Origin of the sequence: Streptomyces caeruleatus (genome assembly GCF_001514235.1) — a bacterium.
GTDB lineage: Bacteria > Actinomycetota > Actinomycetes > Streptomycetales > Streptomycetaceae > Streptomyces > Streptomyces caeruleatus.
Genome location: NZ_KQ948945.1, coordinates 4,134 through 20,849, shown reverse-complemented (window position 1 = coordinate 20,849; position 16,716 = coordinate 4,134). Strand labels below are relative to the sequence as shown.

Annotated in this window: 14 protein-coding genes; 7 read left to right on the top strand and 7 right to left on the bottom strand. The window is 71.6% G+C overall.

Annotation, left to right across the window (positions count from 1 at the left end; genetic code table 11):
- The first annotated feature begins 96 nt into the window (after positions 1-96).
- Both leuA and AQJ67_RS40555 read left to right on the top strand, forming a co-directional pair.
- Positions 97-1,818, top strand: coding sequence for a 2-isopropylmalate synthase (gene leuA, locus AQJ67_RS40560; protein WP_062724527.1), 1,722 nt, complete (start codon positions 97-99; stop codon positions 1,816-1,818).
- Between the two features lie 293 nt (positions 1,819-2,111).
- Entirely contained in the window at positions 2,112-2,810 is a 699-nt protein-coding gene (locus AQJ67_RS40555) for a TerB family tellurite resistance protein (RefSeq protein WP_062724526.1), read from the top strand.
- An 18-nt stretch (positions 2,811-2,828) separates the two neighbouring features.
- Here the strand turns inward: AQJ67_RS40555 and AQJ67_RS40550 are convergent, their stop codons facing one another.
- Positions 2,829-3,197 (bottom strand): DUF6234 family protein, encoded by a 369-nt coding sequence (locus tag AQJ67_RS40550; RefSeq protein ID WP_062724525.1) that lies wholly within the window; start codon positions 3,195-3,197, stop codon positions 2,829-2,831.
- Between the two features lie 209 nt (positions 3,198-3,406).
- Here AQJ67_RS40550 and AQJ67_RS40545 point away from each other — a divergent pair, with 209 nt between their 5' ends.
- Genes AQJ67_RS40545 through AQJ67_RS40530 form a run of 4 tightly spaced genes read left to right on the top strand, consistent with a single transcriptional unit; the run spans position 3,407 to position 8,765 of the window.
- Positions 3,407-5,503 (top strand): MMPL family transporter, encoded by a 2,097-nt coding sequence (locus AQJ67_RS40545; protein WP_079056497.1) that lies wholly within the window; start codon positions 3,407-3,409, stop codon positions 5,501-5,503.
- 47 nt (positions 5,504-5,550) lie between these two features.
- Entirely contained in the window at positions 5,551-6,804 is a 1,254-nt protein-coding gene (locus AQJ67_RS40540; protein WP_079056496.1) for a sensor histidine kinase, read from the top strand.
- Positions 6,801-7,460: a response regulator gene (locus tag AQJ67_RS40535; protein ID WP_062724523.1), complete on the top strand. Its 660-nt coding sequence runs from the start codon at positions 6,801-6,803 to the stop codon at positions 7,458-7,460. Before AQJ67_RS40540 ends, AQJ67_RS40535 begins: the two co-directional genes overlap by 4 nt.
- 48 nt (positions 7,461-7,508) lie before the next feature.
- Positions 7,509-8,765 (top strand): sialidase family protein, encoded by a 1,257-nt coding sequence (locus AQJ67_RS40530; protein ID WP_062724522.1) that lies wholly within the window; start codon positions 7,509-7,511, stop codon positions 8,763-8,765.
- On the opposite strand, the gene AQJ67_RS40525 is transcribed toward AQJ67_RS40530, so the two are convergent.
- The 6 genes from AQJ67_RS40525 to AQJ67_RS40500 all read right to left on the bottom strand — a co-directional run bounded on the left by AQJ67_RS40525 (position 8,746) and on the right by AQJ67_RS40500 (position 15,729).
- A complete protein-coding gene (locus AQJ67_RS40525; protein ID WP_062724521.1) occupies positions 8,746-9,096 on the bottom strand; it encodes an RICIN domain-containing protein in 351 nt (116 codons plus the stop codon). The two genes, AQJ67_RS40530 and AQJ67_RS40525, sit on opposite strands and share 20 nt — an antisense overlap.
- Positions 9,097-9,167: 71 nt before the next feature.
- Positions 9,168-10,103 carry a dihydrodipicolinate synthase family protein gene (locus AQJ67_RS40520; RefSeq protein WP_062724520.1) on the bottom strand — a complete coding sequence of 312 codons (936 nt, stop codon included), beginning with the start codon at positions 10,101-10,103 and terminating at the stop codon, positions 9,168-9,170.
- A complete protein-coding gene (locus tag AQJ67_RS40515) occupies positions 10,103-11,122 on the bottom strand; it encodes an oligopeptide/dipeptide ABC transporter ATP-binding protein (RefSeq protein WP_062724671.1) in 1,020 nt (339 codons plus the stop codon). The genes AQJ67_RS40520 and AQJ67_RS40515 overlap by 1 nt, the downstream gene beginning before the upstream one ends.
- A gap of 23 nt (positions 11,123-11,145) precedes the next feature.
- Positions 11,146-13,134: a dipeptide/oligopeptide/nickel ABC transporter permease/ATP-binding protein gene (locus AQJ67_RS40510; protein WP_062724519.1), complete on the bottom strand. Its 1,989-nt coding sequence runs from the start codon at positions 13,132-13,134 to the stop codon at positions 11,146-11,148.
- On the bottom strand, positions 13,131-14,090 hold the full coding sequence (locus AQJ67_RS40505; protein ID WP_062724518.1) for an ABC transporter permease: 960 nt from the start codon (positions 14,088-14,090) through the stop codon (positions 13,131-13,133). The genes AQJ67_RS40510 and AQJ67_RS40505 overlap by 4 nt, the downstream gene beginning before the upstream one ends.
- 10 nt (positions 14,091-14,100) lie before the next feature.
- Entirely contained in the window at positions 14,101-15,729 is a 1,629-nt protein-coding gene (locus tag AQJ67_RS40500) for an ABC transporter substrate-binding protein (RefSeq protein ID WP_062724517.1), read from the bottom strand.
- 255 nt (positions 15,730-15,984) lie between these two features.
- Here AQJ67_RS40500 and AQJ67_RS40495 point away from each other — a divergent pair, with 255 nt between their 5' ends.
- Positions 15,985-16,713, top strand: coding sequence for a FadR/GntR family transcriptional regulator (locus AQJ67_RS40495; protein ID WP_062724516.1), 729 nt, complete (start codon positions 15,985-15,987; stop codon positions 16,711-16,713).
- Positions 16,714-16,716: the final 3 nt, after the last annotated feature.

Sequence of the window (16,716 nt, the reverse complement as noted above, 5' to 3'; positions counted from 1 at the left end):
GGCGAGGGCCTGTAGTCCAGGTCGACTCCCTCCCCGCGGAGCTTCGCGTTGCGTCGTCGGCCGTCCTTCCGGACACCCTGAGGAGCCCGAAGCATCATGGCCAACCGCCAGCAGCCCAGTTCCATGCCGATCCACAAGTACGGCCGCTACGAGCAGGTCGACATCCCGGACCGCACCTGGCCCCAGAAGCGCGTCACCACCGCCCCCCGCTGGCTCTCCACCGACCTGCGTGACGGCAACCAGGCCCTGATCGACCCGATGTCGCCCGAGCGCAAGCGCCGGATGTTCGACCAGCTGGTCAAGATGGGCTACAAGGAGATCGAGGTCGGCTTCCCGGCGTCGGGCCAGACGGACTTCGATTTCGTACGGTCGATCATCGAAGAGCCGGGCGCGATCCCCGACGACGTCACCATCTCCGTGCTGACCCAGGCCCGCGAGGACCTGATCGAGCGCACCGTGGAGTCCCTGAAGGGCGCCAAGCGCGCCACGGTCCACCTGTACAACGCCACCGCCCCTGTCTTCCGTCGCGTGGTCTTCCGCGGTTCCAAGGACGACATCAAGCAGATCGCCGTCGACGGCACCCGTCTGGTGATGGAGTACGCCGAGAAGCTGCTGGGCCCGGAGACCGAGTTCGGCTACCAGTACAGCCCCGAGATCTTCACGGACACCGAGCTGGACTTCGCGCTGGAGGTCTGCGAGGCGGTGATGGACGTCTACCAGCCCGGTCCCGGCCGCGAGATCATCCTCAACCTGCCCGCCACGGTGGAGCGTTCCACGCCCTCCACGCACGCGGACCGCTTCGAGTGGATGCACCGCAACCTGTCGCGCCGCGAGCACGTCGTGCTGTCGGTCCACCCCCACAACGACCGCGGTACGGCCGTCGCCGCCGCCGAGCTGGCGCTGATGGCCGGCGCCGACCGCATCGAGGGCTGTCTGTTCGGACAGGGCGAGCGCACCGGCAACGTCGACCTGGTCACCCTGGGCATGAACCTGTTCTCGCAGGGCGTCGACCCGCAGATCGACTTCTCCGACATCGACGAGATCCGTCGCGTCTGGGAGTACTGCAACCAGATGGAGGTCCACCCGCGCCACCCGTACGTGGGCGACCTGGTCTACACGTCCTTCTCCGGCTCCCACCAGGACGCCATCAAGAAGGGCTTCGACGCGATGGAGGCCGACGCGGCCGCCAAGGGTGTCACCGTCGACGACATCGAGTGGGCCGTGCCGTACCTGCCGATCGACCCCAAGGACGTCGGGCGGTCGTACGAGGCGGTCATCCGCGTCAACTCGCAGTCCGGCAAGGGCGGTATCGCGTACGTCCTGAAGAACGACCACAAGCTGGACCTGCCGCGCCGGATGCAGATCGAGTTCTCGAAGCTGATCCAGGCCAAGACGGACGCCGAGGGCGGCGAGGTCACCGGTGGCGCCATCTGGGAGGTCTTCCAGGACGAGTACCTGCCGAACCCGGAGAACCCCTGGGGGCGTGTCCAGGTCAAGAACAACCAGTCGACGACCGACACCGACGGTGTGGACACGCTGAAGGTGGAGGCCACGGTGGATGGTCTGGACACGGTGCTGACCGGGTCCGGGAACGGTCCTATCTCGGCCTTCTTCGACGCGCTGCAGTCGATCGGGATCGATGTGCGGCTGCTGGACTACCAGGAGCACACGATGAGCGAGGGTGCGTCCGCGCAGGCCGCGTCGTACATCGAGTGTGCGATCGACGGCAAGGTGCTGTGGGGGATCGGTATTGACGCCAACACGACTCGGGCGTCGCTGAAGGCCGTTGTCTCCGCCGTCAACCGGGCTGCTCGCTGACGGTTCCCTCCGTGGGGGAGCGGTGCGACTACGGATGTGCCGCGATGTGTTGTCGGTCGTCTGCAGCGCCGTTGTGGCTGGTCGCGCAGTTCCCCGCGCCCCTGGCGGCGCTGCTGCGCCCGGCGTTTGAAGGCCCCGTCCGCCGTATTTCGGTGGGCGGGGTCCGCTCATTTCCAGCCATTGACCTGTGCAGGTCACGGAAAGGTCTCGTTCGGGGTACTGACTGCGCGTCCATGATGTGGCTAACATCACGCAAGCGCGGCGACGTTGCCGTGGGCTTACGGAGGTGCGACGTGCTGCCAGGACGGGGACGAGACGGCCGTGCTGCCAGGGCTGCGCGCATCCTGGGCACCCGCACCGCGTGGTCGGCCGTCGGGGACGGGGAGTTCTTCTGCCCGGGCTGCGGGGGCGACCGCAACTACCAGCGGCTGAGCGGGCATCGCCGCTTCACCTTCCTCGGGCTGCCGGTGCTGCCGCGCGGTGAGACCGGGCCCGTCGTGGAGTGCGCGGCCTGTCAGCGGCACTTCGGCACCGACGTGCTCGACCATCCGACCACCACCCGGTTCTCCGCGATGCTCCGCGACGCCGTCCACACCGTCGCCCTCGCGGTGCTGGCGGCGGGCGGCACCTGTGCCCGGCCGGCCCTGGAGACGGCGGCGGTCACGGTGCGCGCGGCCGGCTTCGACGACTGCACGGGGGAACAGCTCAACGCCCTGGTCGAGGCCCTCGCGGCGGACACCGGACGCGTCTTCTCCGAGCCCTGCGGCGCCGGGCTGGCCATAGAGCTCCACGAGGCGCTGGACCCGCTGGCCCCGCACCTCGCACCGCCCGGCCGGGAGTCGATCCTGCTCCAGGGGGCGCGGATCGCCCTGGCTGACGGCCCGTACACCCCCGCCGAACGCGACGTCTTGGCGACGGTCGGCGCCGCCCTCACCATCGGCGCGGAGGATGTGCCCCGCCTGCTGGCAGCGGCGGCCCGGACGCCCTCGTAGCCGTCGTGGCCCCGGACGTCAGCGGTACGCCGCGGCCGCGACGACCAGGACGACCGTGCCGACGAGCACCTGCAGCGCCACGCTGACGACGGCGCGCAGCAGGTACGGCAGCGCGGCGGTCAGCAGGACCACGCCGCCGGCGATGCCCACGTAGAGCCAGTCGACCGTGAAGACGACGTCGGAGTTGTCCGCGCCCGGGTCGAAGGGCTGCCAGTCGCCGCTGACGTCGATGCCGAGCAGGAAGGCCGCGACCGCCCCGACGGCGTCGAGGACCAGCAGCCCGACCGCCAGGGCGATGTCCGCGGCGATGTGCAGGTGCGGGCGTCCGGTGGGCGGGGGCGGCACATTGGCGCCGCGGAAGTGCGGGAGGCCGGCGGGGGCGGTCATGCGGGCCAGCATCGCCGGGATGTGGGGGCCGGGGCCTGAGTACGGATACTCAGGTGCTCCGTTCCGCCGTACTCCCCGGGGAGTAGTCGCGCCGTCGTGCCGACCCCGGCAGTAGGCCCCAACTCGCCCTCCCGCCCGACGAATCCGCACCCCGGCGCCGGAAGTCTGGAAACCGACCCAGACACCCGACCCGGAGGGGGGCCCGTCTCATGGGGGCCGCAAGGACAAGTACACGGCGCAGGCGGGCCGTGCCCTGGCTCGTGCTGGGGTTGTGGATCGCCGTGCTCGCGCTCGCGTCGCCGTTCGCGTCGAAGCTCGCGGACGTGCAGCGGGACCGGGCCGTCGACTATCTGCCGGCGAGCGCCGACTCCACGCAGGTGGCCAGGATCGAGGACCGGCTGCCGGGTGGCGAGGCGACCGAGATGATCGTCGTCTATCACCGGGACGGTGGGCTGACCGCACGGGACCGGGCGGCCGCCGCCGCGCAGATCGAGCGGATCGCCGGCGCTCATCGGCTCACCGGTGAGCCGCAGGGCATCCCGTCCAAGGACGGCGCCACCCTGATGTACCCGGTCGCCAGCACCGAGCCGGGGCAGGACGAGAAGGCGCGGGACGCGCTCGTGGGCGACGTACGGGACATCGCGCGGGGCGGCGACGGGCTGAGCGTCGACGTCGGCGGGTCGGGCGCGCTCGCCACCGACGCGAGCGAGGTCTACGACTCGCTCGACGGACCGCTGCTCTACACCACCGCCGCCGTGGTCGCGCTGCTGCTGATCCTCATCTACCGCAGCCCGTTCCTCTGGCTGGTCCCGCTCGCCGTCGCCGGCATGGCCGACTATCTGTCGATGGGCGTCGCCTACGGCCTCAACCAGGGGTTCGGGACGTCGGTTTCCGGCCAGAGCTCCGGGATCATGACCATTCTCGTGTTCGGGGCGGGGACGGACTACGCACTGCTGCTCGTCTCCCGGTACCGGGAGGAGCTACGGCGGATCGAGCGGCCGTACGACGCCATGGTCGCCGCGCTCAAGGGCTGCGGGCCCGCCGTGCTCGCCTCCTCCGGCACCGTCGCCGCCGGACTGCTGTGCCTGCTCGCCGCCGACCTCAACTCCAGCCGGGGCATGGGCCCGCTCGGCACCGTGGGTGTGCTGTGCGCGCTCGCCGCGATGCTGACGCTGCTGCCCGCGATCCTCGTCCTGCTGGGCCGCCGCGTGTTCTGGCCGCTCGTGCCCCGCTACGGCAGCAGGCCCAAGGCCCGCCGGTCCCTGTTCACGGCGATGGGCGGCTCCGCCGAACGCCGCCCGCTGACCGTCCTCGCCGCCGGCGCCGTCCTGCTGGGCGCGCTCGCGCTCGGCGTCCTGAACCTGCCCGGCAGCCTCAAGCAGGAGGACTCCTTCACCAGCAAGCCCGACGCCGTCGCCGCCATGGAGACCCTCGCCGCCGCCTACCCCCAGCGGGGCACCCAGCCCATCAGCGTCATCACGCCGCAGGAGCGGGCCGACGAGACCCTGGCCTCGATCCGCGGCACCCGCGGTGTCGACAGCGCTCGGGAAGGCCGTACCGGAGACGGCTGGACCGAGATCTCCGTCCTCGCCACCGCACCGCCCCAGTCCGCCGGGGAGACCGCCACCATCGAGGCCCTGCGCGACCGGCTCGACGGCTCCTACGTCGGCGGGGCGAGCGCCGAGCAGATCGACCTGAAGGACACCAACGCGCGCGACCGGATGGTCGTCGTGCCGATCGTGCTGCTGTCCGTGCTGCTGATCCTGGTCGCCCTGCTGCGCTCGGTCGTCGCGCCGCTGATCCTGGTGGCGGCCGTGGTCGCGGTGTGGGGCGCGGCGCTCGGCATCGGCGGGCTTGTCTTCGAGCCGCTCTTCGGCTTCGAGGGCACCGATCCGGGACTGGGCCTGCTGTCCTTCGTGTTCCTGGTCGCGCTCGGCGTCGACTACGGCATCTTCCTGATGCACCGGATGCGCGAGGAGTGCCTGAGCGGCGCCGAACCGGCGGCGGCCGCGCTCACCGCGCTGCGCACGACGGGCGGTGTCATCGCCTCCGCCGGGCTCGTCCTCGCCGCCACCTTCGCGGTGCTCACCAGCATGCCGCTGGTGCCGCTCGTCGAGCTGGGCTTCGTCATCGCGGTGGGCGTGCTGCTCGACACGTTCCTGGTGCGCACCTACCTGGTGACCAGCGCGAGCGTCGCCCTGGGCCGCAGGGTGTGGTGGCCGGGCCGGCTCTCCCGCGAACCCGGCGGGCCCCGGCCGCCCGTCCCGCCGAAGGAACCGGAGCCCATGGCCGTACCCGTCCCCTGACCGACCGGCGCCCCTCCCCTGACGGAGGGGCGCCGCCGTCCCGGAAGATGAACCCCGTGCAGGCAACCACGACAGCCCAGCGGCCCCGCGTCGGCGAGCGGGTCATGGCCGCCATCAACCGCGACCCCCTGACCGCCCCGCACCGCACCCGCAACGACGCGCTGCTGGCCCTCGCCTGGGCCGTCCTCGCCACCGCCCTCGCGTTGCTCGGCGACCAGGTGATGCGGCCCGACGCGCTCGGCTGGACCCTGCTGTTGGCCGCCCACATACCGCTGGTGTGGCGGCGCAGCCGTCCGCTGCTGGTGCTGCTCGCGGTCATGCTCTGCATCGCCCCGTACCACGCGCTGGAGAACAACCACTCCGCGCCGATCTTCGCGACCATGGTGGTGCTGTACACGGTCGCGGCGACCGGCACGGTGCGCCGCACCCTGCTCAGCGGCGTCGCCGTCCTCGGCGTGACCCTGCTCCTCAACGCCCTCACCAACCCCGACGGGACGATGGAGCTCCTGCGGATCTCGGGCTGGGTCTTCGCGTTCCTCTTCTGCGGCATCGACGTCCGCTACTACCGCCAGTACGTGGCCTCCATCGTCGAACGCGCCGAGCGCGCGGAACGCACCCGCGAGGAGGAGGCCCGCCGCCGTGTCGCCGAGGAACGCCTGCGCATCGCCCGCGACCTGCACGACCTGCTGGCCCACAGCATCACCGTCATCGGCGTGCGGACGTCGGTGGCCGCACACGTCCTCGCGGCGGACCCGGAACGGCTGGACCGCCGGTCCGTCGCCAAGTCCCTCGACGACATCGCCGAGACCTGCCGCACGGCCCGCGGCGAACTCCGTACGACGCTGGAGGTGCTGCGCGAACAGGGCGTCGAGGGTGAGGCACGCGGCCCGCTGCCCGGCCTCGACGGCGTGCCGGACCTGGTGGCGGCGGCACGGCTGGCGGGGGCGCGGGTCGAGTCGACGGTACGGGTGCGCCGCGCGCCGCCCGCCGTCGGGGCGGCCGCGTACCGGATCGTGCAGGAGGCGCTGACGAACGTCGTCCGGCACGCGGGCCCCGGACCGGCCGTACGGGTCGAGCTGTACGAGGAGCGCGGCGCCCTGCACCTGTCCGTCACCGACGACGGTCCCTGCCCCGCCGCCGGCACACAGGGCAACGGCTACGGTCTGGTCGGTATGCGGGAGCGGGCGCGCAGCGTCGGTGGCACACTCGACGCCGGACCGCGTGACAAGGGGGGTTTCGAGGTGAGCGCCGTGCTGCCGGTCGGCGCCGGCCTCGTCACCGACGGGGGAGGAGACCGATGATCCGCGTCCTGCTCGCGGACGACCAGACGCTCGTACGGGAGGCGTTCGCCATGCTGGTCGAGTCGGCCCCGGACATGGCGGTCGTCGGCCAGGCGGCCACCGGCCGGCAGGCCGCGGAACTGGCCCGCAGCGCCCGCGCCGACCTCGTCGTCATGGACATCCGCATGCCCGACCTCGACGGCATCGAGGCGACCCGGCTGATCGCGGCGGACGACGACCTCGCCGGGGTGCGGGTCCTGGTCCTGACCACCTACGACACCGACGAGAACATCGTGGACGCGCTGCGCGCCGGTGCCTCCGGGTTCCTCGTCAAGGACACCCGCCCGGCCGAACTCCTCGACGCGATCCGCACGGTGGCCGCGGGGGAGGCGCTGCTGTCGCCCGGCCCGACCGCACGGCTGATCGAGCGGTTCCTGCGCAGCCCCTCCGCACCCACGGCGGCCGGACCCGAATGCCTCTCCGAACGCGAGCGCGAGGTGCTGGCCCTGGTCGCGCGCGGCCTCAACAACACGGAGGTCGCCGAGGCGTTGGGGCTCAGCCCGCTCACGGCGAAGACCCACGTCAGCCGCATCATGGGCAAGCTCGGGGCACGGGACCGGGCGCAGCTGGTCATCGTGGCGTACGAGTCGGGGATGGTGACACCGGGAAGCCTGTGACGGACAGGTCGATGCTGACACTCCGTCAAGGGAGCTCGAGGGAACTCGATGGCCATCCTGAGCCGCACACTCGGTCGTACATACCTAGTCACCGCAGTCCTCCTGACCACCCCGCTCACGACGACCGGCACCGCCTCGGCGGACCCCGGCTGCGCGTCCTCCGTCCCGTACGTCTCGGGCGAGGGCGGCTACGACACGTACCGCATCCCGGCGACCCTCACCACCCCGCGCGGCACGGTCCTGGCCTTCGCCGAGGGCCGGCACGACGGCGCGGGCGACACCGGCGACATCGATGTCGTCCTCAGACGCTCCCCCGACGGCGGCTGCACCTGGGGCCCGCTGACGGTGGTCGCCGCCGGGGAGGGGGACACGCGGGGCAACCCGGCGCCGGTCGTCGACCCGGCCACCGGCGCGGTCGTGCTGGTCACGTCCTACAACAGCGGGGACGTGACGGAGGCGCAGATAATGCGGGGCGAGGTGACGGCGGAGCAGAGCCGTCGGGTGTTCGTGCAGCGGAGCGCGGACGACGGGCGGCACTTCACGCCGCCACGCGACATCACGGGGCAGGTGAAGCCGGCGAACTGGCGCTGGTACGCGACCGGCCCCGGCCATGCGGTCGCACTCACCCGCGGCAGGCACGCGGGACGGCTGGTCGTCCCGTCGAACCACTCGGTGGCCCCGGCGAGCGGGTCTTCCGACACGGGTCAGGAGGCCAGGTACTACGGCGCACACGCCATCTTCAGCGACGACGGCGGACGCTCCTGGCGGACCGGCTTCGTGGACGACACCTACGACGGCTACAGCAACGCCAACGAGTCCACCGCCGCCGAACTCCCGGACGGCAGGCTGTACTTCAACTCCCGCGACCAGCTCGGCACGAGCGCCGGGAACCGGCTCGACAGCGTCTCCAGCGACGGCGGACAGACCCTGGACCGCCCGTACACGGTCCAGCCCTCGTTGAACGACGTGCCCGTGGTGGAGGGCAGCGTCCTCCAACTCCCCGGCCGTGACGGCCCGTTGCTGTTCTCGGGCCCGTCCGTGCCCACCGCCCGTCAGTCGATGGCCGTGTGGCGCAGCACGGACGGCGGGGCGACCTTCACCAAGGCGCTGACGCTGTCCCGGCAGCGGGCGGCGTACTCGGACCTGGTGCCGCTCGGCCGGCGGACGGTCGGCATCCTGTACGAGACGGGGGTGGCGGGGCCGTACGAGTCGATCGAGTTCCGGCGGCTGCCGGCCGACGGGCCGCAGGGGGTCGGGGCCGGGGCAGGGGCAGGGGCAGGGGCCGTCACGGTGCCGACCGGATGACGAAGGCCTGACTGTCCTTCGGACGGCACGGCACCACCACGGCCTCGGCGCCCTCGGCGGTGTCCGCGTCCCTGATGGCCACGCAGCCCCGGCCGTCGACGCGCAGAGAGTACCGCCGGCTTCCGTCGGGCCCGGCCGGCTCGACACGGAACGGGGTCGTCCGCCCGCAGTCGTCCCACGGCTCCAGCAGCCCGGCGCCCGCCCCCTCGGCCAGGGCCGTCAGACAGCCGGGGCCGTGGTCGGGGTGGTACCAGCGGATCCGGAAGGTGTTCCCGCCGAGCGGCACCAGCGTCGTCTCCTGGGGCGCGACCTCGTCGCACGGCCGCTGCACGGCGACCAGCGACTCGTACCGGCTGCCGAAACCGGAGGGACGGGGAACGGGGGACGCGGGGGCCGGGCCGGTTACAGCAGCCCGGCCCCCGCGAGGTACTTCCCGACCCGCTCCACCTCGGCCGCCGACAGCGGCACCTGGGGCTCCGCCGTCGCCGCGCAGTCGATGACCCCGCGCAGACGCAGCGCCGCCTTGAACGCGCCCAGCGCCGACGAGCTGCCGCCCATCCGGCCGGGATCGCCGACCCTCACCATGCCGAACAGCCCGCACAGCCGCTCCTGTTCGGCCCGGGCCGACTCCAGGTCGCCGGACCGGTACAGGCGGTCGAGGCGGACGTAGCCGTGCGGGTCGACGTTGGCCAGTCCCGGCACCGCCCCGTCCGCGCCCACCTCCAGTGCCGCGTCGACGACGAGCTCGGAGCCGGTCAGCACGCTGAAGTCCTTGACGTCAGAACGGGTGCGGGCGCCGACGACGACCTCGCGGAAGCCGGCGAGGTCGCCGCTGGAGTCCTTCAGGCCCGCCAGAGCGCCCTCGGCGGCCAGGTCGAGGACGACCTCGGCGGGGAGCTTGGTGTGGACCGCCGACGGGATGTCGTAGGCGACCACCGGCACCGGGGAGGCGGCCGCGATCAGGCGGTAGTGGCGGGCGATCTCGGCGGGGTGGGTGCGGGCGTAGAAGGGGGCCGTCGCCACCACGGCGTCGGCACCCGCCTCCGTGACGTCCCGTACATGGTCCAGGACCCTCGGGGTCGTCATGTCGATCACACCGGCCAGGACGGGCAGCCCACCGGCCACGTGCCCGGTCACCGACTCCACCACCAGCCTGCGCTGCCGGTCCGTCAGATAGGCGGCCTCCGACGAGGAGCCCAGCACGAACAGGCCGTGCACCCCGCCCCGCACCAGGTGGTCGACCAGCCTGAGCAGGGACGGGACGTCCACCTCGCGGTCCGGTGTCAGGGGGGTGCAGACGGGCGGGACGACACCGGTGAGCGGGGTGGGGATGGTCATCAAGGCTCCTTCGCAAGGTTGCTCTGTCGTACGAGGTCGCGGGTGGCCTCGCCCTCCTCCACCGGATGGTGGCACCTGAAACGGTGCTCCGGGCTCGACGCGGCCGTGAAGTCCGGCATCTCCCGCGCACACACCTCGTCCGCCTTCCAGCAGCGCGTCCGGAAGGGGCACCCGCTCGGCGGCCGGGTCGCCGACGGGACCGGACCGACCAGCGGGATCGGGTCGATCGGGTCCAGCAGGCCGGGGGTCGCCGAGAACAGGGCGCGGGTGTACGGGTGCCGGGAGCCGTCGGTGACACCGCCCGCCGGGGCCTCCTCGACGATCCGGCCGAGGTACATCGTGATCACCCGGTCGCTCATCCGGCGTACCGTCTGGATGTCGTGCGAGACGAACACCAGGGCCAGCCCCAGCCGCTCCTTCAGGTCGAGGAGGAGGTTCAGGATCTGGGCGCGCACCGACACGTCCAGCGCGCTCGTCGGCTCGTCCGCCACCACCAGGTCCGGGTCCAGGGCCAGCGCCCGGGCGATGGCGACGCGCTGGCGCTGACCGCCCGACAGCTGGCCGGGCAGGGCGTCGGTGAGGGCCCGGGGCAGGCCGACCAGGGACATCAACTCCCGTACCCGCTCCTCGCGTTGGGTTCGCGTCCCGCGGGTGTGCACGTCCAGCGGATCCCGCAGGATCTGCCGGATCGTCAGACGGTGGTTCAGCGCGGTCGACGGGTCCTGGAAGATCATCCCGGTTCCGGCGCCGACCGCCGTCCTGCGCTCGGCCGGGCTCATCGCCCACAGGTCCCGGCCCCGCAGGGACACCGTCCCGGCCGTCGGCCGCTGCACTCCCACCAGCACCTTCGCCAGCGTCGACTTGCCGCACCCGGACTCGCCGACCACGCCCACCGTCTCGCCGGCCGCGACGGTGAGATCGGCACCGGTCAGGGCGTACACCCTGTCCCGGGTGAACAGCCCGCCGCTGCGGGCCCTGTGCACGACGTGCGCGTCCGACAGCCGCACCAGCGAGTGCACCGGACCGCCCTGCGTCTTCGCGTTCACTGGACGACCCCGCTCTCCTCGCGATCCGTCGGCGCCAGCAGGATCGCCGGGTGGTGGCAGGCCGCCGTGTGGGCCGGCGGGCCGGTCAGGACGGGGGCCGTCGTGCGGCACACCTCGCTCGCCAGCGGGCAGCGGTCCGCGAAGCGGCAGCCCGCCGGGAAGTCCGCGGGGGAGGGGACGACGCCCTTGATCTGCGTCATCCGCTCCTGCGCCGATTCGAGGGACAGCACGCTGCCCAGCAGGCCGCGCGTGTAGTGGTGCGCCGGGGACTCCACCAGGTCCGCGGTCACGCCCGTCTCCACGATCTGCCCGCCGTACATCACGACCACCCGGTCGGTGACGTCCGCGATCAGCGCGAGGTCGTGCGAGACCAGGATCAGGGCGAAGCCCAGCTCCTCCCGCAGCCTCAGCAGCAGCTCTATGATCTGCGCCTGCACGGTGACGTCCAGCGCGGTCGTCGGCTCGTCGGCGACGATCAGCTTCGGGTCGCGGGACAGGGCCATGGCGATGAGGACGCGCTGGCGCTGGCCGCCGGAGAGTTCGTGCGGGTAGCTGCGCAGGGTGCGGTCGGGGTCCAGGCCGACCATCGTCAGGAGTTCGTGCGGGGTACGGCGGCCTCCACGGCGTACGACCTGCCCCAGCTGGGAGCGGATCGTCATCGCCGGGTTCAGGGACGACAGGGCGTCCTGGTAGATCATCGCCATCTCGTGGCCCAGCAGCCTGCGGCGTACGCGCATCGGCTCGCCCACCAACTGCCGCTGGTTGAACCGGACATGGCCGCGCACCCGGGCGCCCTTCGGTTCCAGACCCATCACCGCGAGCGCGGTCAGCGACTTCCCGCAGCCCGACTCGCCGACCAGCCCCAGCACCTCACCGGGCTGCACCTCGAAGCTGATGCCGTCGACGATGTCCACGCCGGCATGACGCCCCTCGAAGCCGATCGCCAGATGCTCCACCGCGAGCACCGGCAGCTGCCCCTGCGGCAACGGACGTGCCCGGGCCCGCAGCCGCGCCGCCGCCTCCGTCAGCCCCGGCAGTTGCAGTACCTCTCCGCTGCCCGGCTCCGGTGCCTCAAGACGGTCCGCGGCGTCCCGTACGTCGACCTCGCGTGCCGAGGGCGCCGCCCAGGCGTCCGACACGCCCTCGGAGAGGATGTTCAGCGAGAGCACCGTCACCAGCATCAGCAGGCCGGGGAAGACGGTCGCCCACCAGCCGCCGGTCAGCACCATGTTCTTGCCGTCGGCGATGACACTGCCCCAGGACGGGTCCGGCGGCCGTACGCCCGCGCCGATGAAGGACAGCGACGCCTCGAAGACGATCGCCTCCGCCACCTGGACCGTGCAGAACACCAGCACCGGCGCGGCGCAGTTGATCGCCACGTGCCTCAGCACGATATGGGGCGTCCGGGCGCCGATGACCCGTTCCGCCGTGACGTAGTCCTCGCCGTACTGGTCGAGGACGTTCGCCCGGACGACCCTCGCCACCGGCGGTGTGAACAGGAAGGCGATGGCGCAGATCAGGACGGTGATCCCGCCGCCGAACACGGCCACGAGGACGGCGGCCAGCGCGATGCCCGGGAACGCCATCACCACGTCCAGGCAGCGCATCAGCGTCTCGTCGACCGCCTTGCGGGAGGTCGCCGCGACCGCCCCGATCAGCGCGCCCACGACCAGCGCGAGCCCGGTCGCGCCGAGCCCGATCGCCAGCGACCAGCGGGCGCCGTACATCAGCCGGCTGAGGATGTCCCGGCCCAGGCTGTCCTGGCCCATCCAGTGGCCGGCGGACGGATGCCCGGTGCCGTCGACGGGCGGCTGCTGGTCCAGCGGGTCGTGCGGGGCGAGGAGCGGGGCGCACAGCGCCAGCAGGACCACGACCGTCAGGAAGCAGACGGCCGCCTTCGACAGCAGCGGCAGCCGGCGCCAGCCGCGCAGCCGGATGCCGGGCCGGGACAGGGCGTCGGCCAGACGCCTCCGGTTGAACGTCATGTCGCCTCCCGCAGGCGCGGGTTGACCAGCAGATACAGGATGTCGATGACGAGGTTGACGACGACGAAGCCGGTCGCCGTGGTGAGCACGACGCCCTGGACGACCGCGGGGTCACCGTTCTTCACCGCGTCGATCATCAGCTTCCCCATCCCGGGAAGGGAGAAGATCGTCTCGATGACCACCGCGCCGCCCAGCAGATAGCCGACCCGCAGTCCGAGCACGGTCAGCGGGTTGATGAGGGCGTTGCGCAGCACGTTGCGGCCGACCACCACGCGCGGCGGCAGGCCGCTGCCGATCGCCGTGCGGACGTAGTCCTTGTCGAGCTCCTCCACCACCGCCGTCCGCACGATCCTGGTCAGCTGGGCCGCCACCGGCAGGGACAGGGCGAGGGCGGGGAGCGTCATGGTCTTCAGCCAGCCGGTGACGGAGTCCGCCGGGTTGATGTAGCCGCCGGTCGGGAACCAGCCCAGGTCGACGGCGAGGTACTGGATCATCAGCAGCGCCAGCCAGAAGCCGGGTGCGGCAACGCCCGTCAGTGACACGACCCGGATGATCTGGTCGGGCAGACGGTCGCGGTAGATGGCCGCCGTCACGCCGCCCAGCAGCGACAGGACGACCGCGATGCCCAGGCCCAGGAAGGTGAGCTGGAGGGTGAGCGGCAGCGCGGTCATCACCTGGTCGACGACCGGCGCCCGGGTCAGGGCGCTGATGCCCATGTCGCCGTGGAGCAGGTCGCCGATGAAGGCGGCGTAGCGGACGGGGAGGGGATCCAGCAGGCCGTTCTCCTCGCGGAAGTCGTGCAGTTGCTGGGGGGTGGGGTTGGCGCCCTGGAAGAACGCGGACGCCGGGTCGACGTCCGAGAAGCGCATGACCAGGAACACGAACAGCACGATGCCGAGCATCAGCGGCACGAGCAGGGCGACACGGCGGGCCAGGAGCCTGACGACGGCGATCACGGACAGGCTCCTAGGCCCACTTGGCCTGGAGGAGGTTGATGCCGGGATACGGCTGTGCCCTTATGCCGCTGAGCTGCTTCGGGTTCCAGGCGGTCATCAGCTCGTTGTGGACGACCGGGTAGAGCACCGCCTGTTCGGCGACGATGTCGATGTAGTCCTGGACCATCGTCTTCTTCTTCTCGGCGTCCGGCTCCCGGGTAGCCCGGTCCATGTCCTTGAACAGCGCCCTCGCGACGGAGTCGTCGGCCCAGCGCGTGTACTGCATCCACAGGTTCTCGGGGCCGTAGTTGTAGTGCATGATCAGGTCGGCGTCGAGGCCGAACTGGTTGGGGTTCGAGGCGGCGGCGACGACCTGGTAGTCCTGCTTCTGGTCCATCTTGGTGAAGACGGCGGTGGTCTCCTGCGGGGACAGGGTCGTCCCGACCCCGATGGCGTCCCAGGACGCCTTGATGGTCGGCAGACAGTCCACGATCCAGCTCACGTTCACGGCCAGGATCTCGATCTCGAGACCGCTGACCCCGGCCTCCTTCAGCAGCGCCTTCGCCTTGTCCGGGTCGTGGTCGTAGACGTTCTTCGCGCGCCGGTAGCTGGGATTGGCCTCGTTGAGGAAGGACGAGGACGCCTTCCCGTGCCCCTTGAGGGCCACCTCGATCATCTTGCCGGTGTCGATGGCGTAGTGCAGGGCCTGCCGGACACGGACGTCGTCGAACGGCTTGTGCCTGGTGTTGAACATCAGGAACAGGTTGTTCATCCCGGCACCGCCCGCGACGGTGAGCCCGCCGCTCTCCAGCTGCTGGATGTTGGCGTACGGGATGTTGTCGGCGATCACCGCTCCCGCGCTCGCCCCGGAGATCCGGGCCACGCGCGGCGCCGCGTCCACGATCGTCAGCCAGTTCATCTTCTTGAAGGCGGCCTTGCGCGGGCCGTTGTAGTCGGCGAACGCCTCGAACGTGGTGTTGGACTTCGGGTGGTGCGCGGTCTGCCGGTACGGCCCCGAACCGATCGCCTTGCCCTTGATGGCGTCGTCCCAGGCGCCCGGCTGCGAGAACACGTGCTTCGGCATGATCTTGGCGAGGGTGAGCCGCGAAAGCCCGTCCGGGAAGGGGAACTTCAGCACCAGCTCGACGTTCTGCGCGTCGACCTTCCGCACTTCCTTCAGCCAGCTCGCGAAGAACCCCTTGGCCAGGGTCTGGGTCTTCGGGTCGAGGATCCGGTCGAAGACGAAGACGACGTCGTCGGCGGTGACGGGCTTCCCGTCGTGGAACTTCGCGCCCGCCCGCAGCGTGAACTTCCAGGTCGTGGCGTTCGGGTCGGCCGGTACCTGGGTGGCGAGCGCCGCGTACGGCTCCCGGGAGATCGGGTCGGTGTCCAGCAGCCCCTCGTAGATGTGGTTGTTGGCGGCCATGCAGAACGCGGACGCGGTCTGGGTGGGGTCCCAGCTCCCGTCGTTGCCGTAGCCGATCACTGCGGTCAGCGTCCGGTCCCGGCCACCGCCTCCGCCGGTCTCGTTCGTGGACTCGGGCCCCGACGAACAGGCCGACAACGACGCGGAGACGGCGGCGGCCGCGCCCAGCGCGCCGGTGTACTTCAGGAACGACCGGCGGTGCAGCGCCGGCACGTCGTGGGTCACGTCGCGCACGGGTCCTCCAGCGAGGGATACGAGGGATGCGAGGGATACGTCGTGCGCCGGTGAGGAGATACGACGTCCTACGTCCTCCCGGTCAGCGCGACCATAGGTGGGGTGGTGGGGGCGGTCAAGGGATCTCACACGAATGGCGCATCTGCCACAGGTCGGACCAATGACACTGTGAAATGGCGTGAGTTGACCCCCTGTCAGGTCCGTATCGCGCGGACATGGGACGTGGGACGTCCGGGTGCGCGTACGATGCGCCGCATGCCCGGGCAGCCCAGGAACAGTCGTACGTCCGAGGAGCCGGAGTCCAGGAACAGCCGGATCCAGCGCCAGGTCATGCAGCTGATCATCGACCGCAGGCTCCAGGCGGGCGCGCTGCTGCCCACCGAGGCCGAGCTCATGGACGACCTCGGCGTCAGCCGCAACTCCGTCCGCGAGGCCCTCAAGGCCCTCCAGGCCCTCGACATCGTGGAGATCCGGCACGGCTACGGGACGTATGTCGGCCAGGCCTCCCTCACGCCGCTGATCGACGGGCTGACCTTTCGCACGCTGGTCCGGCACGAGCGCGACGACTCCGGGGCGCTCGCCGAGATCCTTCAGGTGCGGGAGGTGCTGGAGGAGGGGTTGATCCGGCGGGTGGCGGCGAGCGTGACGGAGGGGGAGCTGGACCGGCTGGACGCGGTGGTGGCGCGGATGGAGGTGGCGGGGCGGGCGGGGCGGTCCTTTCCCGACCTCGACCGTGAGTTCCATGAGCTGCTGTACGCCTCGCTCGGGAACGATCTCGTGCCGCAGTTGTTGGCCGCGTTCTGGACGGTGTTCCGGCGTGTTTCCGGTGCCCGGGGGCGTCCCGACGACCCGTCTCCCGATCTCACTGCCCGTTGGCACCGGGACATCGTGACCGCCCTGCGTGCGCGGGACGTGGAGGGGGCGCAGCGGGCGATGACCGTACATTTCCACGGCATCGCGACCCGCACGGCCACCCCCGACTGACGT

What these genes read in the sequence shown, in the direction of transcription:
- AQJ67_RS40540 (WP_079056496.1), top strand. Translation starts at nt 5,551, where the DNA reads ATGAACCCCGTGCAGGCAACCACGACAGCCCAGCGGCCCCGCGTCGGC.
- AQJ67_RS40530 (WP_062724522.1), top strand. Translation starts at nt 7,509, where the DNA reads ATGGCCATCCTGAGCCGCACACTCGGTCGTACATACCTAGTCACCGCA.
- AQJ67_RS40545 (WP_079056497.1), top strand. Translation starts at nt 3,407, where the DNA reads ATGGGGGCCGCAAGGACAAGTACACGGCGCAGGCGGGCCGTGCCCTGG.
- AQJ67_RS40535 (WP_062724523.1), top strand. Translation starts at nt 6,801, where the DNA reads ATGATCCGCGTCCTGCTCGCGGACGACCAGACGCTCGTACGGGAGGCG.
- AQJ67_RS40550 (WP_062724525.1), bottom strand. Translation starts at nt 3,197, where the DNA reads ATGACCGCCCCCGCCGGCCTCCCGCACTTCCGCGGCGCCAATGTGCCG.
- AQJ67_RS40510 (WP_062724519.1), bottom strand. Translation starts at nt 13,134, where the DNA reads ATGACGTTCAACCGGAGGCGTCTGGCCGACGCCCTGTCCCGGCCCGGC.
- AQJ67_RS40520 (WP_062724520.1), bottom strand. Translation starts at nt 10,103, where the DNA reads ATGACCATCCCCACCCCGCTCACCGGTGTCGTCCCGCCCGTCTGCACC.
- leuA (WP_062724527.1), top strand. Translation starts at nt 97, where the DNA reads ATGGCCAACCGCCAGCAGCCCAGTTCCATGCCGATCCACAAGTACGGC.
- AQJ67_RS40495 (WP_062724516.1), top strand. Translation starts at nt 15,985, where the DNA reads ATGCCCGGGCAGCCCAGGAACAGTCGTACGTCCGAGGAGCCGGAGTCC.